The organism is Streptomyces ardesiacus, assembly GCF_003112575.1.
Taxonomy (GTDB): domain Bacteria; phylum Actinomycetota; class Actinomycetes; order Streptomycetales; family Streptomycetaceae; genus Streptomyces; species Streptomyces ardesiacus.
The window spans coordinates 22,829-45,579 of the sequence record NZ_BEWC01000014.1 but is presented as its reverse complement, the minus strand read 5'-3'; the positions used below and the strand labels follow the sequence as shown (position 1 = coordinate 45,579).

Annotated in this window: 15 protein-coding genes; 10 read left to right on the top strand and 5 right to left on the bottom strand. The window is 73.3% G+C overall.

Going from position 1 to position 22,751, the window contains the following annotated elements:
• The first annotated feature begins 11 nt into the window (after positions 1-11).
• The 4 genes from Sdi02f_RS34375 to Sdi02f_RS34360 all read left to right on the top strand — a co-directional run bounded on the left by Sdi02f_RS34375 (position 12) and on the right by Sdi02f_RS34360 (position 7,423).
• Positions 12-2,219 (top strand): bifunctional glycosyltransferase/CDP-glycerol:glycerophosphate glycerophosphotransferase, encoded by a 2,208-nt coding sequence (locus Sdi02f_RS34375; protein ID WP_108934735.1) that lies wholly within the window; start codon positions 12-14, stop codon positions 2,217-2,219.
• 7 nt (positions 2,220-2,226) lie between these two features.
• Complete coding sequence (locus Sdi02f_RS34370) at positions 2,227-4,464, top strand: bifunctional glycosyltransferase/CDP-glycerol:glycerophosphate glycerophosphotransferase (protein ID WP_030402059.1); 2,238 nt, start codon at positions 2,227-2,229, stop codon at positions 4,462-4,464.
• Entirely contained in the window at positions 4,461-5,777 is a 1,317-nt protein-coding gene (locus tag Sdi02f_RS34365; protein WP_108934734.1) for a hypothetical protein, read from the top strand. Before Sdi02f_RS34370 ends, Sdi02f_RS34365 begins: the two co-directional genes overlap by 4 nt.
• Positions 5,778-5,869: 92 nt before the next feature.
• Complete coding sequence (locus Sdi02f_RS34360; RefSeq protein WP_030402061.1) at positions 5,870-7,423, top strand: hypothetical protein; 1,554 nt, start codon at positions 5,870-5,872, stop codon at positions 7,421-7,423.
• A gap of 13 nt (positions 7,424-7,436) precedes the next feature.
• On the opposite strand, the gene Sdi02f_RS34355 is transcribed toward Sdi02f_RS34360, so the two are convergent.
• On the bottom strand, positions 7,437-7,850 hold the full coding sequence (locus tag Sdi02f_RS34355) for an organic hydroperoxide resistance protein (protein ID WP_030402062.1): 414 nt from the start codon (positions 7,848-7,850) through the stop codon (positions 7,437-7,439).
• Between the two features lie 128 nt (positions 7,851-7,978).
• Between Sdi02f_RS34355 and Sdi02f_RS34350 the strand changes: the two genes are divergently transcribed.
• Both Sdi02f_RS34350 and galE read left to right on the top strand, forming a co-directional pair.
• Complete coding sequence (locus tag Sdi02f_RS34350; protein WP_031184474.1) at positions 7,979-8,449, top strand: MarR family winged helix-turn-helix transcriptional regulator; 471 nt, start codon at positions 7,979-7,981, stop codon at positions 8,447-8,449.
• Positions 8,450-8,526: 77 nt separating this feature from the next.
• Complete coding sequence (gene galE, locus Sdi02f_RS34345) at positions 8,527-9,507, top strand: UDP-glucose 4-epimerase GalE (RefSeq protein ID WP_055467590.1); 981 nt, start codon at positions 8,527-8,529, stop codon at positions 9,505-9,507.
• 6 nt (positions 9,508-9,513) lie between these two features.
• On the opposite strand, the gene Sdi02f_RS34340 is transcribed toward galE, so the two are convergent.
• The 3 genes from Sdi02f_RS34340 to Sdi02f_RS34330 form a co-directional block, all read right to left on the bottom strand.
• Entirely contained in the window at positions 9,514-9,951 is a 438-nt protein-coding gene (locus Sdi02f_RS34340) for a glutaredoxin domain-containing protein (RefSeq protein WP_030402065.1), read from the bottom strand.
• Positions 9,952-10,179: 228 nt separating this feature from the next.
• Positions 10,180-10,593 carry a nuclear transport factor 2 family protein gene (locus Sdi02f_RS34335; RefSeq protein WP_308285978.1) on the bottom strand — a complete coding sequence of 138 codons (414 nt, stop codon included), beginning with the start codon at positions 10,591-10,593 and terminating at the stop codon, positions 10,180-10,182.
• 65 nt (positions 10,594-10,658) lie between these two features.
• Entirely contained in the window at positions 10,659-11,291 is a 633-nt protein-coding gene (locus tag Sdi02f_RS34330; protein WP_030402067.1) for a TetR/AcrR family transcriptional regulator, read from the bottom strand.
• 173 nt (positions 11,292-11,464) lie between these two features.
• On the opposite strand from Sdi02f_RS34330, the gene Sdi02f_RS34325 reads away from it, so the two are divergent.
• From Sdi02f_RS34325 to Sdi02f_RS34310, 4 genes are all read left to right on the top strand, one after another.
• Positions 11,465-12,409: an ABC transporter permease gene (locus tag Sdi02f_RS34325; RefSeq protein WP_031084329.1), complete on the top strand. Its 945-nt coding sequence runs from the start codon at positions 11,465-11,467 to the stop codon at positions 12,407-12,409.
• Complete coding sequence (locus Sdi02f_RS34320) at positions 12,402-13,280, top strand: ABC transporter ATP-binding protein (protein WP_030402069.1); 879 nt, start codon at positions 12,402-12,404, stop codon at positions 13,278-13,280. The genes Sdi02f_RS34325 and Sdi02f_RS34320 overlap by 8 nt, the downstream gene beginning before the upstream one ends.
• Before the next feature lie 236 nt (positions 13,281-13,516).
• Positions 13,517-15,757: a CDP-glycerol glycerophosphotransferase family protein gene (locus Sdi02f_RS34315; protein ID WP_108934733.1), complete on the top strand. Its 2,241-nt coding sequence runs from the start codon at positions 13,517-13,519 to the stop codon at positions 15,755-15,757.
• Positions 15,754-17,466, top strand: coding sequence for a glycosyltransferase family 2 protein (locus Sdi02f_RS34310; protein ID WP_051783454.1), 1,713 nt, complete (start codon positions 15,754-15,756; stop codon positions 17,464-17,466). Before Sdi02f_RS34315 ends, Sdi02f_RS34310 begins: the two co-directional genes overlap by 4 nt.
• A 182-nt stretch (positions 17,467-17,648) precedes the next feature.
• On the opposite strand, the gene Sdi02f_RS34305 is transcribed toward Sdi02f_RS34310, so the two are convergent.
• Positions 17,649-22,619 carry an NAD-glutamate dehydrogenase gene (locus Sdi02f_RS34305; protein WP_108934732.1) on the bottom strand — a complete coding sequence of 1,657 codons (4,971 nt, stop codon included), beginning with the start codon at positions 22,617-22,619 and terminating at the stop codon, positions 17,649-17,651.
• Between the last annotated feature and the right edge of the window lie 132 nt (positions 22,620-22,751).

The following is a 22,751-nucleotide window of genomic DNA, read 5'->3' as shown; positions in this document are numbered from 1 at the left end:
GAAAGAGCAGCATGCCCCGCTTCAGCATCATCGTCCCGTCCCATGGGGTCGCGGGGCGGCTCTCCCAGGCACTGGACTCGGTCCTCGGCCAGTCCTTCGGCGACTTCGAGCTGATCCCGGTCTGCGACGGCCCGGACGGCACGGCGGCGGACGTCGCCGGCGAGCACGCCGAGCGGGACTCCCGGGTGACGCCGGTGCACTCGCCGCCGTCGGCCGGCCTGGCCGGCGCGCGCAACGCCGGGATGCGTGCGGCGACCGGCGCGTACCTGCTGTTCCTCGACGGCGACGACGTCCTGGTGCCCGGCGCGCTGGCGGCCCTGGACGCGCGGCTGGCGGACACCGGCGGCGTCGACGTCCTGTACTTCGCGTACGAGCGCGTGCCCTGGTGGGAGGGGGAGACCACCAACCCGGCCGCCCCGCTCCTCGCCAAGGCTCCGGACGGCGCCTTCTCCCCCGACCGCGCCCCGCACCTGACCGGCGTGCACCTGCCCGCGTGGAGCGCGGTGCACCGCCGCACCTTCCTCACCGAGCGCGGGCTGGACTTCACCGCCGGACACTTCACGGACGTCGGCTTCGGCGCCCGCGTCGCGGTGCGGGCCGAGCGCGTGGCGGTGCTGCGCACCGTGGCCGTGCGGCACCGGGTGCGGCGCCAGGGCAACCGGCTGAACCTGCCCGGCGAGCACCACGCGGACCTGCTCGACCAGACCGAGCTGGCCCTCGCGTACGCCGCCGAGCGGGGACTGCCTCCCGAGCGCCTCGGTCCGCTGTTCGAGCAGCTCTTCGCGGCGGTCCTGAAGACGGCGACCCATCCCCGACGGCTGACCCGGCGGGGGCGCCGCGCCTTCTACCGCCGGGCGAGCCGCCTCTACCGGCGCCACCGCCCCGCGGGCTTCCGGCCGCCGGGCGGACGGCTCGGCGTGCAGCACCGGCTGCTGGCGTCGGGCTCCTACACCGGCTTCCGCGCGCTGCGCGCCGCCAACCGGGCCGCGGCCGGCGTCCTGCGCCGCCTGCCGTGGCCGCGGGGACTGCGCACCCGGCTGCGCTACCGCCGGCAGCTGCGCCGCCCGCTGGACCCGAACCTCGTCGTGTACTGCGCCTACTGGGGCCGCGGCTACGCCTGCAACCCGGCCGCGATCCACGCCAAGGCCCGCGAACTCGCCCCGCACCTCAAGTCGGTGTTCCTCGTCGAACCGGACCAGGCGCACACCGTGCCGAAGGGCGTCGAGCACGCCGTCATCGGCAGCCACCGGTACTGGGAGGTGCTGGCCCGCGCCACGTACCTCGTGAACAACGCCAACTTCGCCGAGGGCGTCGTCAAGCGCCCCGGCAGCGTGCACCTGCAGACGCAGCACGGCACGCCGCTGAAGACGATGGGCGTGGACCAGTCGCCGTACCCGGTGGTGGCGGCGGCCACCGGCAGCTTCACCAAGCTGCTCGGCCGGGTGGACCGCTGGGACTACAACCTGTCCGCCAACCGGCACTCCACCCAGATGTGGGAACGCGCCTTCCCCGGCTCCTACGAGCACCTGGAGTACGGCTACCCGCGCAACGACGTCTACTGCACAGCGACCGCCGAGGACGTGGCCCGCGTGCGGCGCGAACTGGGCGTCCCGGAGGGGAAGACGGCGGTCCTGTACGCGCCGACGCACCGGGACTACGAGACCGGGTTCGGCGCGGGCGGCCTGGACCTGGAGGCGTTCTGCGAGGCGGCCGGCGAGGACGTGGTGGTGCTGCTGCGCGCCCACTACTTCTACGACCGGGGCGGGAAGCGGGAACGCACCGGCCGGATCATCGACGTGACCGCGCACCGCTCCTCGGAGGACGTGTGCCTGGCCGCGGACGCCCTGATCACGGACTACTCGTCCATCATGTTCGACTACGCCAACCTGGACCGCCCGATCGTCGTGTACGCCGACGACTGGGACGTCTACCGGGAGACCCGCGGCGTCTACTTCGACCTGATGGCGGCCCCGCCCGGACCGGTGGCGCGCACGCCGCAGGAGCTGGCCCGCCTCTTCGCCGACGGCACCTACGCGGACGCGGAGTCGACGGCGCTGCGGGCGGCCTTCCGGGAGCGGTTCTGCGAGTTCGACGACGGCCGGGCCGCCGAACGCGTCGTACGCCGGGTGCTGCTCGGCGAGCCGCCCGAGGCGCTGCCGCCCGTGGTGCCGCTCGCCCGGCGCGTCCCGGCCCCCGCCGCCACCCTCGTAAGGAGCTGACCCCGCCGTGCCCCGCTTCAGCGTCATCGTCCCCTGCTTCAAGGTGCAGGGGTTCCTGCGCGAGTGCCTCGACTCGGTCCTGGACCAGTCCTTCCGGGACATCGAGGTGATCGCCGTCGACGACTGCTCCCCGGACGGTTCGGGGGCGATCCTGGACGAGTACGCGGCCCGCGACGACCGGGTCCGCGTGCTGCACCTGGAGGAGAACGTCGGCCTCGGCCGGGCCCGCAACGCCGGGATGCCGCACGCCAGTGGCGACTACCTCTTCTTCCTGGACAGCGACGACACCCTCACGCCGGGCGCCCTGCGCGCCATGGCCGACCGGCTCGCGGAGACGGACGATCCGGACGTGCTGGTCTTCGACTACGCGCGCACCTACTGGTGGGGCGGCACCCGGCGCAACGTCCTGGCCCGGGTGCTCGCGGAGGCCGGCGACGGCACGTTCACGGCGGCCGGGCACCCGGAGATCCTCGACCTGCTGATGGTGGTGTGGAACAAGGTCTACCGGCGCGCCTTCGTCGAGCGGGAGGGCTTCACCTTCCCGCCGGGCTACTACGAGGACACGCCCTGGACCTTCCCGGTCATGTTCAGCGCGGAGCGGATCGCCGCGCTGGACCGGATCTGCCTGAACTACCGCCAGCGCCGCCAGGGCAACATCCTGTCCACGACCAGCCGCAAGCACTTCGACGTCCACGCGCAGTACGAGCGGGTCTTCGCCTTCCTCGACGCCCGCCCCGGACTGTCCGCCCGGTGGCGGCCGTTCCTGCACGCCAAGATGGGCGAGCACTGCCTGGACATCCTGTCCAAGCCGGACCGGCTGCCGCCGTCCGACCGGGCCGAGTTCTTCCGCCGCACGGCCGAGATGTTCCGCGCCCACCGGCCGAAGGACGCCGAGGTCCCGGCCGAACTGCGGGTGCTGGAGGGCTCGTACGCCGCCTACCGGGTGCGCCGGGACTCCGGACGGGCGGCGCGGGAGCTGGAGCGCCGGACCCGGCAGGCGCGCGGCGCGGCGGCCCGGCGGGCGCGCCGGGCGACGGCCGTCCTGCTCCCCCGCCGGCCGGTGGACCCGGACCTCGTCGTGTACTCGGCCTTCTCCCACCGGGGTGTCCTCGGCGACCCCGCGGCGATCCACCGTGCGGCCCGGGAGCACGCGCCGCACCTGCGCGGGGTGTGGGTGGTGCGCGACGAGGAGTGCGCGGCGGACCCGGCCCTGCTGCCGCCGGGCACCGAGCACGTGCTCCTGGGCAGTGCCGCCTACCGCCGGGTGACCGAGCGGGCGGCGTTCCTCGTCAACAACGTCAACTGGCCCGGAGCGGTGGCGAAGCGGGACGGCAGCGTCCACGTCCACACCCACCAGGGCACCCCGCTCAAGTACATGGGCGTCGACCTGCTGGGCAGGCCAGGGGCCCGGCACGGCCTGGACGTGCCGCAGATGCTGCGCCGGGCCGACCGCTGGGACCACAGCCTGGTCGCGGGGCGGTACGCGGAGCGGATCTGGGAGCGGGCCTACCCGTGCCACTTCACGTCGGCGCGCACCGGCAGCCCGCGCAACGACGTCCTGGTGAACGCCGGCCCCGAGGACGGCCGCCGGGTCCGCGAGCGGCTCGGCGTCCCCGCCGGGAACACCGTCGTGCTGTACGCGCCGACCCGCCGCGAGTACCGGCGCGGCGGGCTCGTCGAACGCCTCGACCTGGCCCGGCTCGCCGCCGACCTCGGCGAGGACCGCACGCTGCTGGTCCGCCTGCACCCCTCCCTCGCCACCGGCCCGGCGCGCGGCCTGGGCCTGTCGGAGCTGCACCGGCGGGGCGTGGTGGTCGACGTGACGGACGAACCGCACGTCGAGGACCTGATGCTCGCCTCCGACCTGCTGATCACCGACTACTCCGCCCTGATGTTCGACTACGTCCTCCTGGACCGCCCGATCGTGGTCCACGCCGACGACTGGGGCCCGTACACGGCGACCCGCGGGACGTACTTCGACATCACCGAGGAGGCGCCCGGGCACGTCTCGCGCTCCTACCGGGAGCTGGCGTGGCTGCTGGCGTCCGGGGCGTGGCGGGACGAGGAGGCGGCGCGGATGCGGGCGGCCTTCCGGTCCCGGTACTGCGAGTACGAGGACGGCCGGGCCGCCGAACGGGTGGTGCGGACGCTGCTGCTGGGCGAGCCGATGCCCGGCCCGGAGCCCTCCGGTGTCCCCGGCGCCCGGGGCGTTCCGTCCGGACGCGACCTGCTGCCCTCGACATGAGACCCCGCAGACGGGTGCGCGGCCCGGTCCTCGGGGTGCTGGTCCTGGCCGCCGTGTTCGCCGTGCTCCAGCTCGCCAACGTCACCGGCCGGGACACCCCCGACACCAAGAACTACCTGTCGTACGCGCTGAGCCTGTCCGGTCGGAGCACACACGAGGTGGCGACGGCCACCATCGACTACGTGTGCGCGAGCCGGGCGGAGCGGGCCCGCCGGGACCAGAGCGTGCACGTGATCCGCTTCCACCGCCCCGACCCCACCGTCGCGGTGACGGCCGGGTGCCGCGAGCGGGAGTGGGCGGCGCTCCGGCCGCGGCTGACGGCCGGTCATAAGGGCGGTCACACTCTGCCGTACATGTCGGAGCGCTTCATGGCGATCTTCGAGGCACGGCCGGGCTACCCGGCGTTCCTGGTGCCGTTCGTCCTGGCCTTCGGGCCGGCGTGGGGGCTGTGGGCGGCGGGGGTGGTGATCGCGGGCGCGGGCGGCGTCCTGGTCTTCCTGGTCCTGCGCACCCTGGCGGTGCCGGTGCCGCTCGCCCTGACCGGGCAGGCGCTGTACTACGTGCTGCCGTGCGGGACGACCGCGATGCGCCCGATGACCGAGGGCCTGCTGATGGCGCTGACCCTGGCGGCGGTGTGGGGCTGCGCGCTGGTCCTGCGGGCGGGCCGGCCGCGGGCGGGGCTGGCGCTGGTCGCCGGTTGTCTGCTCGCCCTGTTCACGGTCAAGCACTCGCAGGCGCTGTTCCTGGGCCTGGCCCTGGCGGCGGCGGGCGCGGTGCTCGCCCTGCGGCGGCACCGGCGACGCCGCCGGCGGCCGGGCGGCCCGGCGCCCGGGGAGGTGCTGGCGCTCGCGGCCGTGGGCCTGGCGGGCGCGGCCGTCACCCTGCTGCTGGCGCGGCTGCTGCACTACCCCTCGGAGGCGGACAGCCTCCAGGACCTGCTCACCGGCCACTACGCCCGTCCCGACCGCGTGCACCCGTGGCCGGAGTTCTGGCAGTTGCAGGGCAACTTCTGGGTGGAGTGGCTGCGCAGGCAGGCCGGGCAGCCGCTGTTCGTGGCGGCGCTGGCCGCCGGGGCGTGGGGTGCGCTGCGGCGCGGCGGCGCGGTCGGCGTCTTCCTGGTCGCGGCGGCGTGCACCGGGATCATGACGCAGGCCGGGCATCCGGACATCAACATCTGGGGCGAGCGGCTGATCGTGCTGGCGTGGCTGCTGCCGGTGGCCGGGGTGCCGCTGCTGCTGGAGCCGGTGGTGCGGGGCGGCCGGGCGCCGGTGCCGGTGCGGGGGCGGGTGGAGCGGGCGGAGGCGGTCGGCTGAGCGTCACCCGTTGAGGTGACTTGGGGTCATGGGCCGCACCCCATCGGGAACATACGGCAAATGCCCCGAATGCCCTTTTCCCTGTCCGTCCTGTGAGCGCCGGCGTCCTCGACCGGCGGCCCGCGAGCGGCGCGACGGCGTTGCGCGGCCGCCGCACCTGGCGCCCCACCCCGTACCAGGTCGTCGGTTTCTGCTTCTTCGTCGTGGTGACGCTGGCGTACTGGGCGGTGCCGCTGTGCTGCGACGCGGGCCAGCACGCGGCCGTCGTCGAACGCCTGAAGGCCGACCTCCTCCACCCGCGCCACCCGATGGCCGACCTGCCGGGCGCGGGCAGTGCCTACTACTCGCCGTACGCGGTGGCCGAGGGCGCGTTCGCGCGGCTGACGGGGCTGGGCGGCTGGGAGGTGGTGCGGCTCGCCGGGCCGCTGAACCTGCTGGTGCTGCTGACCGGCCTGAACCGCTTCGTGCGGGTGCTGACCCCGCGGCCGTGGGCGCCGGTGCTCGCGCTGGGCACGATGACGCTGCTGTGGGGCACCGAGCGGGCCTGGTGGAGCGGCTACCTCGGGCTGATGTCGATGACGGGCAACCTCGGCTACCCGTCGACGTTCGCGATCGGGCTCACCTTCTGGGCCTGGGCGCTGACCGGCGCGCGGGCCCGGGACACGCGCCGGGTGCGGTACGTGGGCCCGAGCGGGCTGCGCGGCCTGCCCGGGTACGGGGCGCTGGGCGTCCTGTACGGCCTGATCCTGCTGGTCCACCCGATCACTTCGGTGGCGGCGGTGCTCGGCGCGGTGGCGCTGGTGGCCGGGTGGCAGCGCGGGTGGCGGGGTCCGGTCGTGGGGCGGTGGGCGCTGACGGGCGCCGTGGCGGTGGGGGCGGCTGCGGCCTGGCCGTACTTCGACGTGTTCGCGCTGGCGGGCGACGGCAGCGTGGACGCGATCCACCGGGTCCTCTACCTCCACCTGCCCGGGGAGTTCTGGCTGGCCCTGCTCGGCCTGCCGGCCCTGTGGGTCCGCGGACGCCGCTCGCCGCGGGACCCGCTGGTGCTGATGTTCGCGCTGGACTGCGTGGTGGTGGCCTACGGCTGGTTCAGCGGCCACTACACCTACGGCCGGATCCTCGGGCTCACGCTGGTGCCGCTGCAGTTCGCGCTGGCGGTGGAGCTGGCGACGCCCAGGCCGTGGGCACGGTGGCGGACGGCGCTGGGCTGGACGGCGGCGGCCGGCGCCCTGGTCGGGTTCCTCACGGTCCACGTGGGAGCGGTGGTGCCGCGCGCGGTGGACCCGGTCGGCTTCGCACGGCCGCCCGAGTGGCCCACGTACGAGTGGGCGGCCCGGCACATCGGTCCCGGCGAGGTGGTGATCACCGACGGCTACTACGCCGGGCACGTCATCGCCGGGTACGGGCCGAACCTCGCGGCGCCCGCCTGGCCGGACCCCTCCCTGGACGAGCGGGAGCGGCGGCGCAGGGTCGCCGACGTCGAGGCGTACCTCGCGCCGGACTCGACCCGCGCCGGGCGCGCCGCCGTCGTCCGCCGCTACCACGTGCGCTGGCTGCTGCTGACCCGCTGGCACCCGGTGCCCGAGGAGGCGGTGGTGGTGGCGTGGAGCAGGCGGACGGGGGAGGTGCTGGCGCGGGTCGGCTGAGCACCCCTCGGGATTACTCGACGACGAGCTCGACCGGGATGTTGCCGCGGGTGGCGTTGGAGTAGGGGCAGACCTGGTGGGCCTGCTCGACCAGGCGCCGTCCGGTCTCCGCGTCGATGCCGTCGGGCAGCTCGACCCGGAGGGTGACGGCGAGCGCGAAGCCCTCCCCCTGCTTGCCGATGCCGACCTCGGCGGTGACGGCGGCGTCGCTGACGTCGACCTTCGCCGCGCGCCCGACCACACCGAGGGCGCTGCCGAAGCAGGCGGCGTATCCGGCGGCGAAGAGCTGCTCGGGGTTGGTGCCCCGGCCGTTGCCGCCCATCTCGACGGGGATGCCGAGCGCGAGGTCGAGCGTGCCGTCGGAGCTGACGGCGCGGCCGTCGCGGCCGTGGGTGGCGGTGGCGGCGGCGGTGTAGATCGCGTCCATGGGAAACCGTCCCTTTCGGAAGGAGGCTGGGTGCCTGACGCGACCAGTAGAGCACGCAATCCAGTTGTGCACAACCAGATGGTGCACAACTAAATGATGCGCAATGCCCGTCCGCTACCCTGGGAGCCATGACCACGCCCGCAACCGACTGGCTCCGCCTGGACCAGCAGATCTGCTTCTCCCTGAACGCCGCGTCGCGCGCCTTCGGCGGCGTCTACCGCGTGGTCCTCAAGGAGCTGGGGCTCACCTACCCGCAGTACCTGGTGATGCTGGTGCTGTGGGAGCACGGCGAGCTGCCCGTGAAGAAGCTCGGCGAGCACCTCCGCCTCGACTCCGGCACGCTGTCGCCCCTGCTCAAGCGGCTGGAGGCGGCCGGACTGGTCCGGCGGGAGCGCAGCGTGCGCGACGAGCGGTCGGTGCAGGTGCGCCTGACCGGCGAGGGCGTCGCGCTGCGCGAGCGGGCCGTCGAGGTGCCGCGCCGGATCGCGGCGGCGACCGGACTGGACCTCACCGAGATCCAGGACCTGCGCGCCCGCCTCGACCGGCTCACGGCCGCCCTGGACGCGTACGGCACCGGTCCGGCCCCGGCACGGTCCTGACGGCTCCCGGCGTCCGGTCTGCGCCGGGATGACGGATCATGGGTACCGAGGACCACCGAACGAAGGGGACGGCCGCAATGACCTGGCTGATCACCGGCGGCGCCGGATACATCGGGGCGCACGTCGTAAGGGCGATGACCGAGGCGGGCGAGAAGGCCGTCGTCTACGACGACCTGTCCACGGGCATCGCCGACCGCGTGCCCGACGGCGTGCCCCTGGTGGTGGGCTCGGTCCTGGACGGCGAACGGGTCGCGCGCGCCCTGGCCGACCACTCCGTCACCGGCGTCGTGCACCTGGCCGCCAAGAAGCAGGTCGGCGAGTCGGTGGACCTCCCGCTGCACTACTACCAGCAGAACGTCGAGGGTCTGCGCGTCCTGCTCGACGCGGTCACGAAGGCGGACGTCGCCTCCTTCGTCTTCTCCTCCTCCGCCGCCGTGTACGGCATGCCCGACGTCGACCTGGTGACCGAGGAGACGCCGTGCGTGCCGATGTCGCCGTACGGCGAGACCAAGCTGGCCGGCGAGTGGCTGGTCCGGGCCACCGGCAAGGCGACGGGCCTGGCCACGGCCTGCCTGCGCTACTTCAACGTCGCGGGCGCGGCGAGCCCGGAGCTGGCCGACACCGGCGTCTACAACCTCGTCCCGATGGTCTTCGAGAAGCTCACGGAGTCCGCGGCCCCCCGGATCTTCGGCGACGACTACGCGACGCCGGACGGCACCTGCGTGCGCGACTACATCCACGTGGTCGACCTGGCCGAGGCCCACGTGGCCGCGGCCCGGGCCCTGCGGTCCTCGCCCGGCCGCACCCTCACCCTGAACATCGGCAGGGGCGAGGGCGTCTCCGTGCGCGAGATGATCGACCGCATCAACGCCCTCACCGGGTACGACCAGCCCCCGACGGTCACCCCGCGCCGCCCCGGCGACCCGGCCCGCGTCGTCGCCTCGGCCGACCGCGCCGCCGTCGAACTGGGCTGGAAGGCCAAGTACGACGTCGAGGACATGGTCACGTCGGCGTGGGCGGGCTGGGTACGGCTCCACCCGGAGGCGGCGCGCGACTGACGCCGGTCAGCGCGGCGAGGAGACCTGCTCGCGCACCCAGGCGGGGTCGGGGTTGGTGTAGGCCCGGCCGGCCACGAGCAGCGTGGGCACGGTCTCGTCGCCGCCGTTGGCCTCCCGTACCAGCTCCGCCCCGGCCTCGTCCCGCCAGATGTCGACCCAGTGCAGCCGCCGCGCCTTGCGGCCCAGCCGGATGCGCAGCCGCATGCAGTAGGCGCATCCCGGCCGCCAGAAGACCACCGGCCGCCCGTCGGCGGCACTGCGGCGCTGCGCCTCCAGCGCACCCGTCGACCGGGGGAACGCCAGCGGCGAGGTCAGCCCCGCCAGCAGCACGAACACCACCAGCAGCAAGGTCCCCGTGCCCGCCCGTCCCTGGACGAACGGCCCGGTCGCGGCCCCCGCCCCGGCGATCAGCAGCAGCACCGGCCCCGTCCACGCACGTCTCATGTCACCCCTCCGGTCCCATTGTCGGCGCTCGGCCGGCCGGCGCGAAACGTCCACCAGGACGGTCGTCGGCGAGCCCCCGCGACCGGCGGGCGCGCGGACGACCGCAACCGCACCACGGCAGAGGACCACACCACGGCAAAGGACCGCGCCACGGCGGAGGACCGCAACCGCACCACGGCGGAGGACCGCACCACGGGCGGCCGGCCGCTGAGGAAGGGCCGGCCTCACCTACAGCGGTCGTACGAAGCGCGCCCGCCACGGCGGTGACGGGTCCGAGCCCGGGGCCGTCCAGTACTCCCGGCCGCCGGACATGCGGCCGTCCCGGACCGTCCACAGCGACACGACCCGGTGGACGCCGGCCGTCTCGTGCGGGACCTCCACCTCCGACACCACGGTCTCGCCGTCGGCCACGACGCGCAGCACCTCGATCGACCAGCCCTCCGGATACTCCGCGTTGACGCCCACGAAGTCCGCGCGGCCCTCGATCCGCTCGGCGCTGACCGGCCACTCCACCACCAGGTCGTCGGCGAGCAGCGCGCCGAGGCCCGTCCAGTCGCGGGCCTGCATGCGCGCCCAGAACTCCCGGACGACCGCCGCGGGCTCCCTCACGTCCACCGGGTTCTCCGGGTTCATCGGGTCCATGGAGGCATCGTGACAGGCGCCACTGACAGTCGGCCCCGGGCCGGGCGCCGGGCCCGGCCGCGGGCTCAGAGGGCCTTCAGTCCCTGGGCCGTGGCCCGGGCCAGCGAGCCCAGGTAGCCCTTGGGCGGCTTCGGGCCGCGGACGACCACCGAGCGCCAGTACAGCGGGCCCGAGATCAGGTCCAGGGCCAGGTCCGTGTCGAGGGCGGGGCTCAGTTCGCCGCGTTCCGCCGCCGCCGCGAGGATCCTGCTGGCGACGCCGTCCTGACCCTCGCGCAGGGTCTTCTGCAGCGCCTCGGCGATGTCGGGGTTGCGGGCCGCCTCGGCCTGGAGGTCGGGGATGATCTGCGAGGCCACGGGATGGCGCAGGGCCCGCGCCGTCACCTCGTACAGCAGGCGCAGGTCGCCCTCCAGCGAGCCGGTGTCCGGCGCGGGCAGGCCCTGGACGGCGAGGGCGGAGACGATGTCCAGCACCAGGTGCAGCTTGGAGCGCCAGCGCCGGTAGACGGCCGTCTTGCCGACCCCCGCGCGGCGCGCGATGCCCTCGATGGACATGCGGGCGTACCCGACCGCCGCCAGTTCCTCGAAGACCGCCGCCCGGATGGCCTCCGTCACGTCCGCACGGAGCACCGCCGCCCCGGCGGGCGCCCGGCGGCGCGGTCGCGGCGTCGGCTCGTCGGCGGAGGCGTTGGTCGTCATGCGCGCCAAGCATAGGGCGTCACGACGAAACGGTTGCGTTCCGGCGTCGCCACGCCCTACGCTCCCGTTACGACGATACGGTGCCGTCCCGACGTAAGTGAACACTCACGGTCACCCACGTGAACGACGGGCGTCGCCCTCTCACCCCCTCCCCCCGAGCGAAAGCACCGGATGTGAGCCAGGTCCTCGACCCCCCGCCCCCGACCCAGGCGTCGGCCCAGGCCGCCCCCGCACCCGCACCCGCCCAGGACGACCTCGCGGCCCTCGCCGCCCGGCACGGGCTGACGGTCAGCGGGGCCCGCCCCTCCCTGCCCGAGTACGTGCGCCGGCTCTGGGCGCGCCGGCACTTCATCGGCGCCTTCTCCACCGCCAAGCTCACCGCCCAGTACAGCCAGGCCAAGCTGGGCCAGGTCTGGCAGGTGATGACGCCGCTGCTCAACGCGGCCGTGTACTACTTCATCTTCGGCCTGCTGATGAACACCAGCCGCGGGGTGGAGGACTTCGTCCCGTTCCTGGTCACCGGCGTCTTCGTGTGGACGTTCACGCAGAGCTCGATCATGGCGGGCACCCGGGCCATCTCCGGCAACCTCGGCCTCGTGCGCGCCCTGCACTTCCCGCGGGCGGCGCTGCCGGTGTCCTTCTGCCTCCAGCAGCTCCAGCAGCTGCTGTTCTCGATGGGCGCCCTCGTCCTGATCCTGCTCGCGTTCGGCGTGCCGCCCGGCCTCTCCTGGGTGCTCGCGGTCCCGGCGCTGGCACTGCAGTTCGTGTTCAACACCGGACTGGCGATGATCATGGCCCGGGTGGGCTCGAAGATCCCCGACATGGCCCAGCTCATGCCGTTCCTGCTGCGCACCTGGATGTACGCCTCGGGCGTCATGTTCAGCATCCACCACATGACCGGCCCGGACAGCGGGGTGCCGTCCTGGGTCGGCCCGCTGCTCCAGGTCAACCCCGCCGTCGTCTACATCGACCTGATGCGCTTCGCGCTGATCGACAGCTTCGGCGGCGACATGCTGCCGGCCCACGTCTGGGCGCTGGCCCTGGGCTGGGCGCTGGTCGCCGGGATCGGCGGCTTCATCTACTTCTGGAAGGCCGAGGAGACGTACGGACGTGGCTGACAACACCCCCGCCGAGCGCGTACCCACCGTCATCGCCGACGGCGTCGACATCGTCTACCGCGTCAACGGCACCGGCGCGGGACGCGGCTCCGCGACCGCCGCCCTCAACCGCATCCTGCGCCGCGGGAAGACCGAGAAGGCGGCGGGCGTGCGCCGGGTCCACGCCGTGAAGAACGTCTCCTTCGTGGCGTACCGCGGCGAGGCCATCGGCCTCATCGGCACCAACGGCTCGGGCAAGTCGACGCTGCTCAAGGCCGTCGCCGGCCTGCTCCCGGTGGAGAACGGGCGCATCTACACCGACGGCCAGCCCTCCCTGCTCGGCGTCAACGCCGCCCTGATGAACGACCTCACCGGCGAGCGCAACGTGTACCTCGGCGGGCTGGCGATGGGCATGTCCCGGGCCCAGATCAAGGAGCGGTACCAGGAGATCGTCGACTTCTCCGGGATCAACGACAAGGGCGACTTCATCACCCTGCCGATGCGCACGTACTCCTCCGGCATGGCGGCCCGCCTGCGGTTCTCCATCGCCGCCGCCAAGGACCACGACGTGCTCCTCGTCGACGAGGCGCTGGCCACCGGCGACCGTTCCTTCCAGAAGCGTTCCGAGGAGCGCATCCGGGAGCTGCGCAAGCACGCCGGCACGGTCTTCCTGGTGAGCCACAGCAACAAGTCCATCCGCGACACCTGCGACCGGGTCCTGTGGCTGGAGCGCGGGGAGCTGCGGATGGACGGGCCGACGGACGAGGTCCTGAAGGAGTACGAGAAGTTCACCGGCGGTCCGGCCAAGGCACCGGCGCCCAAGGCGGCGGCCCCCACGCCGCAGGCCAAGCCCGCGCCCCCGGCCGCTCCGAAGGCCCCGGCGGGCGTGTGAGCCCACCGGCACCGGCACCCGCCCGCCCCCAAGCCGCCACCCATCAACCATCAACCATCACCGGTCGCCCGTCACCCGTCACCCGTCGCCCGTCACCCGTCACCCGGGAGGCCCCGTCCCGCCCTCCCCCGATTCATCCTTTCGCCCGATTGATGTCACTATGACCGAATAGAAACCGACCCACAGGAGTGCTCCGGGAGCGACGAAGCGAAGGCCGAGGCGAAGGAGTCCCCGCGATGCCCCAGACGGTCCCCGACCCGTTTCCCGAAACGGCCCCCGACCTCAGCGTCGTCGTCCACGGCACCAACGTCCAGGACCACCTGCCCGCCCTCCTGGACTCCCTGGACGCCCATCCGCTGACCGGCGCCGAGGTGATCGTCGCCGCCGTCGGGGACTGGGCACGGGAGGTGGCGGAGCGGCACGCCCCCGCCTTCACCGTGCTGCCGCTCCCGGACGGGGCCGGGGACGCCGCGGCCCGCTCGGCCGGGGCGGCCCGGGCGCGGGGCCGGTGGCTGCACTTCGTCCACGCCAAGGACGGTGTGCCGGCCGGCACCCCGCCCGCCGTCGCCCGGCACACCGCGCACCTGGCCGCCCCGGTGGACGTCCTGCTGCTCGACCACGTCCGCAGCTCATGGCGCGCCTCCGGCCTGGCCTCCCCCGACGGCCCCCGCCTCGCCCGCGCGGGCCGCGACGGGGACGGCCTCGCCCTCGACGACCGGCCGGGGCTGCTCCGGCTGACCCCGCTGCTGGGCAACCGCGTCGTGCGCGCCGGGTTCTGGCGGGCCCACGAACGCCTCCTGACCACCGAGGACGAGCCGTTCGCCGCCTACGTCGCCCTGCTGCTCGCCGAGCGCGTCGCCTGCCTGCCGCACCCGGCGTACGAGGACCGGCGGCTGCGCCCCGAGAGCCTCCCGCCCCCCACACCGGCGCAGCGGTACGCCCTGGTCGACCGCTACGAGGCGCTCCTCGGCCTCACCGCCGGCCGGCCCGCCGTCCATCGCGTCCTGTACGACCTGATGGTCCGCGACTGCCTGCGCACCTTCACCCGTGCCGGAATGCCCGACGACGTGGCGCGGGAGTTCTTCCACCGGGCGTCCGTGACCGCCCGGCGCCACCGCCCCGACGACCACGGGCGGCCCGCCGGCCTGCAAGGCGTACGCCGCTCGCTCCTGGAGGAGGACGCCTACGTCACGTACCGCGCGCTCCAGAGCGCCAACCACGCCCGCCGCGGCCTGCGCTCGGCCGCGCGCACCGGCAGGCGCCGGGCGGGCACCCGGCTGCGCGCCCTCCAGTACCGCGGTGCCCTGACCCGCCCGGTCGATCCGCACCTCGCGGTCTTCTCGGCGTACTGGAACCGCGGGGTGGCCTGCAATCCGGCCGCGATCGCCGCCAAGCTCGCGGAACTCGCCCCGGGCGTTCGTCCGGTGTGGGTGGTCACGGCGCAGGGCGCCGCGCTGCTGCCGCCCGGCACCGACCACGTCGTGCCGGGCACCCGCCGCTACTGGGAGGTGCTGGCCCGGGCCAAGTACCTCGTCAACAACGTCAACTTCCCGGACGCGGTGGTCAAACGCCCCGGCACCGTCCATCTCCAGACCCACCACGGCACCCCGCTCAAGCGCATGGGCGTGGACCAGTTGCCCTACCCCGCCGCCGCCCACGGCCTGGACTTCCAGGCCCTGCTGGAGCGGGTCGACAAGTGGGACTACAGCGTCTCCGCCAACAGCCACTCCACCCGCATGTGGCAGCGGGCCTACCCGTCCCACCACGTCTCCCTGGACCACGGCTACCCGCGCAACGACGTTTTCTACACCGCCGGTGCCGCCGAGGTCCGCGCGGTCCGCGAACGCCTGGGCATCGCACCCGGCCGCCGCGCGATCCTCTACGCGCCCACCCACCGCGACTACGAGGCGGGCTGGACCCCGCGCCTGGACCTCCCCGCCCTGGCCGAGGCACTCGGTGAGGAAACGGTCCTCCTGGTGCGCGCCCACTACTTCTACGACCACACCGCCTCCCCCCTGGGGGGCTTGCGCCGCACCGGACGCCTCGTCGACGTCTCCGCCTACGAACCCGTCGAGGACCTGTGCCTGGCCGCCGACGCGCTGGTCACCGACTACTCGTCGATCATGTTCGACTACGCCAACCTCGACCGCCCGATCGTCGTCCACGCCGACGACTGGGAGACCTACCGCACCACCCGCGGCGTCTACTTCGACCTGATGGCCGAGGCCCCCGGACCGGTCGCCCGCACCCAGGCGGAGCTGACGGAGATCCTCACCACCGGCGCCTGGCACGACGAACGCGCGGCCAAGCAACGGGCCGCCTTCCGCCGCCGCTTCTGCGAGTACGACGACGGCCACGCCGCCGAACGCGTCGTCCGCCGCGTCTTCCTCGGCGAGGACGAGCGGACGCTGCCCCCCGTCGTGCCGGTCGACGACCGCGTCCCGGCCCCGAACCCCGAGGAGGCCACCGCGTCATGAGGACAGCCACCCCGAGCCCGCCCACGAGCACGCTGCTGCCCCTGCGGACCCCGGACGTCACCGTCACGGTCATCGTCTACAACGACGCCGGACGCCTGCCCCGCGCGGTCGCGTCCGTGCTGCGTCAGACCCACGCGAACATCGAGATCGTCATCAGCGACGACCACTCGACCGACGGCACCGAGCAGGTGGCCCGCGAACTGGCCGCCCAGGACCCGCGGATCGTGTACCTCCGGCTGCCGGAGAACAGCGGCGGGTGCAGCGCCCCGCGCAACCGCGCCCTGGAGATCGCCCGCGCGCCGTACCTGATGTTCCTGGACAGCGACGACGAACTCCCCGAACGCGCCGTCGAGATCCTGCTCGCCGCCCACCGCGAACGCGACCTCGACTTCGCGATGGGCGCCGTGCACCGCGTCCGCGTGGACGGCGGACGCCGCACCACGTGGATGCCGCACCTGGTCGCCGAGCGCCGCACCCTGGACGGCGTCGAGGCCGACCCGCGGCTGTTCTTCGAGCACCTGTCCACCAGCAAGATGTACGCCCGCGCCTTCCTCGACCGGCACGGCCTGCGCTTCCCCGAGGGCATCCACTACGAGGACCAGCTCTTCTCTGCGCAGGCGTACTGCCTGGCCAAGACGTTCACGGTCGTCCCCGAGCCGGTCTACCGCTGGTACATAGCCCCGTACGCGGCCTCCGGCAGCGCCTCCATCTCCAACCAGCGGCACAAGCTCACCAACGTCCGCGACCGCGTCCACGTGCAGCGCCTCATCGACGCGTTCCTGGCCGAGAGCGGACACGAGGGGCTGCGCGAGGACAAGGACTTCAAGTTCCTCAAGCACGACTTCCGGATGTACGCCGGCGACCTCCCCTACCGGGACGACACCTGGCTCGCCTCCTTCGCGGACCTGATGAACCCCTACCTCGACACGCTCGCCGAGGGCGCCTACGCCCGGCTGCCCCGCGCCGAGCGGGTCGTCCTGCGCCTGCTGCGCGACCGGCGCCTGTCCGACGTACGCACGGCGGCCCGGGGCCTGGGCCACGAGGTGGCACCGCGCCGGATCACGCCGGACACGCGATCCGGCCGCGTGTACTGGGGCGAGGGCGTTCCGGAGACTGCCGAGGCCCGCCGCGAGCTGGACCTGACGGACCTGGAACTGGACACCCGCCCGTTCTTCACCGCCCTGCTCCGGCACGAGATCACGGAGATCACCCGCGGCCCCGGCGCCTGCGTCGACCTCACCGTGCGCACCTACGACCCCGCCCTGCGCCTCCCGGTCGGCCCCCAGCGCGCGGTCCTCCACCTCTCCCCCGGCCGCCGGCGCCTCACGGTCGCCTTCCGCCTCTCCCCCGTACGCCCCGGCCTCTTCGAGGGCCGCGTCCGCCTGGACCTGGCGGCGGCCCGTCTCCCGCTGCACGGCTTCGCGGGCACCCGGCATCCCGTCCTCCGCCTCCGCCACCGGGGCCGCACCCACACGGGCATCCTCCTGGCGCCGCCGGCCTTCCCGGCCCTCACGGCCCGCGTCCCCCACCGCGCCGGCCTCACCCCGCACCGGGTCACCGTCCGCCCGGAGGGACACAACCCGGGGCGCCTGCAGATCACGTGGCAGCCGGTGGGCGCGACGGCCGCGGTGCTCCGCCCGGCCGCACGCCGTCTGTCCACTCCCCGGACGCGAAGAGCGGCCCGCCTGGTGGCCGGCGTCCTCCGCTGACTCCCGCTGCGGGCCGTCGTGCCGCTGGGCGCCACGGGTGGGCGCAGCGGCACCCCGCCACGCCGGACTGCGTACCCCCCCGCCCGGCCCCCACCTCGCCGCAGACGCCAAGGCGCCCCGGACCACCACGGTCCGGGGCGCCTCACACGGCAACCGGCGCGAACGCCGTAACGCCGCCCCGCCTACGAATGCGTACGCAACAACGTCCGCATCGTCCGCATGGCCACCGACAGATTCGACAGATCGAACTCGTCCGACGACCGGATCTCCTCCAGCGTCGTCCGCGCCCGCCCGAGAATCGCCGCGTTCTTCTCCTCCCACGCCTTGAACCGCTGCTCCGGCGTGGACGTGCCGTTGCCCACCGCCAGGACCTCCGCGGTCAGCGACGCGTGCGCCGAGTACAGGTCCTCGCGGATCGCCGCGCGGGCCATCGACTGCCAGCGGTCGTTGCGCGGCAGGTCACTGATGCGGTCCATGAGCTGGGTGACGCCGAGCCGGTCGGCGAGGTCGTAGTACACCTCGGCGACGTCCAGCGGCTCCTTGCCCATGCGGTCGGCCACCGACACGATGTCCAGCGTCGCGAAGACCGAGGAGAACCCCGCCACCCGCGTGGCCGGCTCGTCCGGGACCCCGGCGCCGGTCAGCTCGTCGTAGATGTGCTGGTACCACTCCGCGTCCGCGCCACGCAGCAGCTTCGGCAGCTGCGCCCACACCTGCTCGACCCGCTCGGCGAAGAACTCCACCGTCTCGGCCAGCTCCAGCGGCTGCGGCCGGTTGTTGAGCAGCCAGCGCGTGCCGCGCTCGACCAGACGGCGCGAGTGCAGCCGGATCCGGGTCTGGACGGCGGCGTCCACCTTGGTGTCCAGCTCCTCCACCGCGTCCCACACCGGGGAGGAGCGGAAGATCGCACGGGCGACCGTCTGCGCCCGCACGATCTCCTCGAGCGACGCGCCGGTCTCCTCGCGCATCCGGTGCAGGTACGTCGTACCGCCCGTGTTCACCGTGTCGTTGACCAGGACGGTCGTCGTGATCTCACGGCGCAGCGGGTGGCTGTCGACCTGCTCGGCGAACTGCTCGCGCAGCGCCGTCGGGAAGTAGGCGTGCAGCAGGCCCTTGAGGTACGGGTCGTCCGGCAGCGAGGTGTGCAGCAGCTCCTCGGCGACCGTGATCTTCGTGTACGCCAGCAGCACGGCCGTCTCGGGGCCGGTCAGGCCATGCCCGCTGCCGAGCCGCTCGCGGATCTGGCGGTCGGTGGGCAGGAACTCCAGGGCCCGGTTGAGGTGGCCCTCCCTGACCAGGTGGCGCATGAAGCGCTGCTGGGCGTGGAGCATGTCCTTGGACTGCGCCAGCGCGTTGGCGATCGCCGTGTTCTGCGCGTAGTTGTTGCGCAGGACCAGGGCGCCGACCTCGTCGGTCATCTGGGCGAGCAGCTTGTTGCGCTGCTTGACGGTCATGTCGCCGTCCTTGACCAGACCGTTGAGCAGGATCTTGATGTTCACCTCGTGGTCGGAGGTGTCCACGCCCGCGCTGTTGTCGATGGCGTCGGTGTTGATCCGGCCGCCCTGCAGCGCGAACTCGATCCGGCCGAGCTGGGTCAGGCCCAGGTTGCCGCCCTCGCCGACGACCTGGACCCGCAGGTCCTTGCCGTCGACGCGGATGGCGTCGTTGCCCTTGTCGCCGACGTCGGCGTTGGACTCGGTGGACGCCTTGACGTACGTACCGATGCCGCCGTTCCACAGCAGGTCCACCGGGGAGCTGAGGACCGCCCTCATCAGCTCGGCCGGGGTCATCTTGGTGATGCCCGGCTCGATGCCGAGGGCCTCGCGGATGTGGGCGTTGACCGGGATGGACTTGGCCGTGCGCGGGAAGACGCCGCCGCCCGCCGAGAGCAGCTCGGTGTTGTAGTCCGCCCAGGAGGAGCGCGGCAGCTCGAACAGGCGGCGGCGCTCGGCGTACGAGGTGGCCGCGTCCGGGTTCGGGTCGATGAAGATGTGCCGGTGGTCGAAGGCGGCGACCAGGCGGATGTGCTCGCTGAGCAGCATGCCGTTGCCGAAGACGTCGCCCGACATGTCGCCGATGCCGACGACGGTGAAGTCCTGGGTCTGGGTGTCCACGCCCAGCTCCCGGAAGTGCCGCTTGACGGACTCCCAGGCGCCGCGGGCGGTGATGCCCATGCCCTTGTGGTCGTAGCCCGCGCTGCCGCCCGAGGCGAAGGCGTCGCCGAGCCAGAAGTTGTAGGACTCGGCGACCTCGTTGGCGATGTCGGAGAACTTCGCGGTGCCCTTGTCGGCGGCGACGACGAGGTAGGTGTCGTCCTCGTCGTGCCGGACGACGTCGGCGGGGTGCACGACCTCGCCGGCGACCATGTTGTCGGTGATGTCGAGCAGCGCCGAGATGAACGTCTTGTAGCTGGCGATGCCCTCGGCCATCCAGGCGTCGCGGTCGACGCTCGGGTCGGGCAGCTGCTTGGCGACGAAGCCGCCCTTGGCGCCGACCGGCACGATGACGGTGTTCTTCACCATCTGCGCCTTGACCAGGCCGAGGATCTCGGTGCGGAAGTCCTCGCGCCGGTCCGACCAGCGCAGACCGCCGCGCGCGACCTTGCCGAAGCGCAGGTGGACGCCCTCGACGCGCGGCGAGTACACCCAGATCTCGAACGCCGGACGCGGCGCGGGCAGATCCGGGATGGCCTGCGGGTCGAACTTCATGGAGACGTAGTCGTGCGGCCCGCCGTCGCTCGCCTCCTGGAAGAAGTTCGTCCGCAGCGTCGCGTTGATGACGGTGAGGAAGGAGCGCAGGATCCGGTCCTCGTCCAGGCTCGCGACCTGGTCGAGCGCGGCGTCGATCTCCTCGAGCAGGGCGTCGACGATCTCCCGTCCGGCCCGCTGCCGCTCGGGCGCCATCCGCGCCTCGAACAGGTTGATGAGCAGGCGCGTGGTGTGGACGTTGTTGCGGAGGGTGTCCTCCATGTAGTCCTGGCTGAACGTCGCCCCGGCCTGCCGCAGGTACTTGGCGTACGCGCGCAGCACCATCGCCTCGCGCCAGGTCAGACCGGCGCTGAGCACGAGGGCGTTGAAGCCGTCGTTCTCCGCCTTGCCGGTCCAGGTGGCGGCGAAGGCGTCCTGGACGCGCTCGCGGGCGTCGTCGCCGAGGTACTCGGTGCCGCCGGCCGGGGCCTTGGGCATGCGCAGGCCGAAGTCGTAGATCCAGGCCGTGGTGCGGTCCGCGCAGCGCAGCTCGTAGGGCCGTTCGTCGGTGACCTCGACGCCGAGCCGGCTGAGCACCGGCAGCACGGCCGACAGGGAGACCGAGCCGCCCTTCTGGTAGATCTTGAAACGCCGCTCCTCGGGGGCGGCGCCGACCGGCTCGTACAGGCTCAGCGCGAAGGTCTTCTCCTCGTCGAGCTGCTCCAGGTGGCCGAGGTCGGCGACCGCGGAGCGCGGGCCGTGGTCGGCCTTGTAGCCCTCGGGGAAGGCGGACCCGTAGTGGCGCAGCAGCTCCGCGGCGCGCTCCTCGCCGAACTCCGCGGTGAGCGCCTCGCCGAACCCGTCGGCCCAGGAGCGGGCGGCCTCGACGAGACGGGCCTCGACGCGCTCCCTGTCGGCGTCGGACAGGTGCGGCAGCTCGGTGCCCTGCGGGACGCGGACCACGAAGTGCAGGCGGGACAGGATGGACTCGGTGTTCCAGGCCGTGAAGTCGACGCTGGTGCCGCCGAGCTCCTCCTTGAGGATGTCGATGATCCGCAGCCGGACGCCGGTGGTGTAGCGGTCGCGGGGGAGGTAGACGAGGGCCGAGTAGTAGCGGCCGTACTCGTCCTGGCGCAGGTAGAGGCGCAGGCGGCGCCGCTCCTGGAGGTAGAGCACGGAGGTGACGATCGGCTCCAGCTCCTCGACGGAGGTCTGGAACATCTCGTCGCGCGGGTACGTCTCCAGGATCTGCAGCAGGTCCCGGCCGTCGTGGCTGTTGGGCGAGAACCCGGCGCGCTCCAGCACCTCCTCCACCTTGCGCCGCACGACCGGCACCCGGCGCACGGACTCGGTGTAGGCGGCGGAGGAGAACAGGCCGAGGAAGCGCCGCTCGCCGACGACGTTGCCGTTCTCGTCGAACTTCTTGACGCCGACGTAGTCGAGGTAGGAGGGCCGGTGCACGGTGGCCCGGCTGTTCGCCTTGGTCAGCACCAGCAGCCGGTGCTCGCGGGCCTTGGCCCGGGCGTCGGCGGGCAGCCGCTCGAAGGAGGGGCTGACGGGGTGGCTCTCGTCGGTCGCGTGGTGCGGGTCGGCCCGCAGGATGCCGAGACCGGTACCGGCGACGGCGGCGAGGGAGTCGTCCTCGCGCAGCTCGTACTCGCGGTAGCCGAGGAAGGTGAAGTGGTCGTCGGCGAGCCAGCGCAGCAGCTCGCGGGCCTCCTCCAGCTCCCGCGCGGGAAGGTCCTCGGGGGTGGTCTCGGCCGACAGCTGGTCGGCGATGCGGACGGCCGCGTCCCGCATCTTGCCCCAGTCCTCGACGGTCTCGCGGACGTCGTTGAGGACGCGGAGCAGGTCGGCGGTGATCTGCTTGAGGTCGCCGCGGTCGGTCTCGCGGTCGATCTCGACGTGGATCCAGGACTCGGTGTGCGCGTCGTGCGGCAGGTCGGCGGTGGGGGGACCGGCGAGCACCTCGACGAGCCGGCCGGCGACGTCGCGCCGCACCACGATCTGCGGGTGGACGACGACGTGGATGCCGCGGCCCTGGCGGGTCAGCTCGTTGGTCACGGAGTCGACGAGGAAGGGCATGTCGTCGGTGACCACCTCGACGACGGAGTGGCTGCACGTCCAGCCGTTCTCCTCGACCGTCGGGGTGTGCACCCGGACGTTGGCCGTGCCCTGCGGGCGGTTCTCCGCCAGCCGGTAGTGCGAGACGGCGGCTCCGAAGATGTCGACCGGGTCGCGGTCGGCCAGGTCCTCCGGGGCGGTGTGCCGGTAGTAGCGCTGGAGGAACGCCAACACGGACGCGTAGTCCGGGGCGCCGTCCGGGGCGTCCGGCGTGCCCGTGGTACCCGGAGTGCCCTCGCCCGTCGTCCCAGTCGGTAGGTGGCCCCCGACCGGGCTGTTCTCAGCTACCCGCGCAGCCCTTTCGAGCAGCTCGGCCTTGGCTTCGTCCAGCTTGGTCTGCATTGTCCTCTGACTCCTGTCGCGCGCCGTTGCGTGACGTAGAAGGAAGTACGGTCTCCTGCCTTCCGGCATGACGTCGGGACACGGGGTGTCCGGTCCACTTCGACGCTATGCCGCAAGACGAGAGGAGCGGGG

Excerpts from the sequence above, each read along its gene's own strand:
- Sdi02f_RS34310 (WP_051783454.1), top strand. The coding sequence starts at position 15,754 with ATGAGGACAGCCACCCCGAGCCCGCCCACGAGCACGCTGCTGCCCCTG.
- galE (WP_055467590.1), top strand. The coding sequence starts at position 8,527 with ATGACCTGGCTGATCACCGGCGGCGCCGGATACATCGGGGCGCACGTC.
- Sdi02f_RS34355 (WP_030402062.1), bottom strand. The coding sequence starts at position 7,850 with ATGGACGCGATCTACACCGCCGCCGCCACCGCCACCCACGGCCGCGAC.
- Sdi02f_RS34330 (WP_030402067.1), bottom strand. The coding sequence starts at position 11,291 with ATGACGACCAACGCCTCCGCCGACGAGCCGACGCCGCGACCGCGCCGC.
- Sdi02f_RS34375 (WP_108934735.1), top strand. The coding sequence starts at position 12 with ATGCCCCGCTTCAGCATCATCGTCCCGTCCCATGGGGTCGCGGGGCGG.
- Sdi02f_RS34335 (WP_308285978.1), bottom strand. The coding sequence starts at position 10,593 with ATGGACCCGATGAACCCGGAGAACCCGGTGGACGTGAGGGAGCCCGCG.
- Sdi02f_RS34350 (WP_031184474.1), top strand. The coding sequence starts at position 7,979 with ATGACCACGCCCGCAACCGACTGGCTCCGCCTGGACCAGCAGATCTGC.
- Sdi02f_RS34365 (WP_108934734.1), top strand. The coding sequence starts at position 4,461 with ATGAGACCCCGCAGACGGGTGCGCGGCCCGGTCCTCGGGGTGCTGGTC.
- Sdi02f_RS34315 (WP_108934733.1), top strand. The coding sequence starts at position 13,517 with ATGCCCCAGACGGTCCCCGACCCGTTTCCCGAAACGGCCCCCGACCTC.
- Sdi02f_RS34340 (WP_030402065.1), bottom strand. The coding sequence starts at position 9,951 with ATGAGACGTGCGTGGACGGGGCCGGTGCTGCTGCTGATCGCCGGGGCG.
- Sdi02f_RS34305 (WP_108934732.1), bottom strand. The coding sequence starts at position 22,619 with ATGCAGACCAAGCTGGACGAAGCCAAGGCCGAGCTGCTCGAAAGGGCT.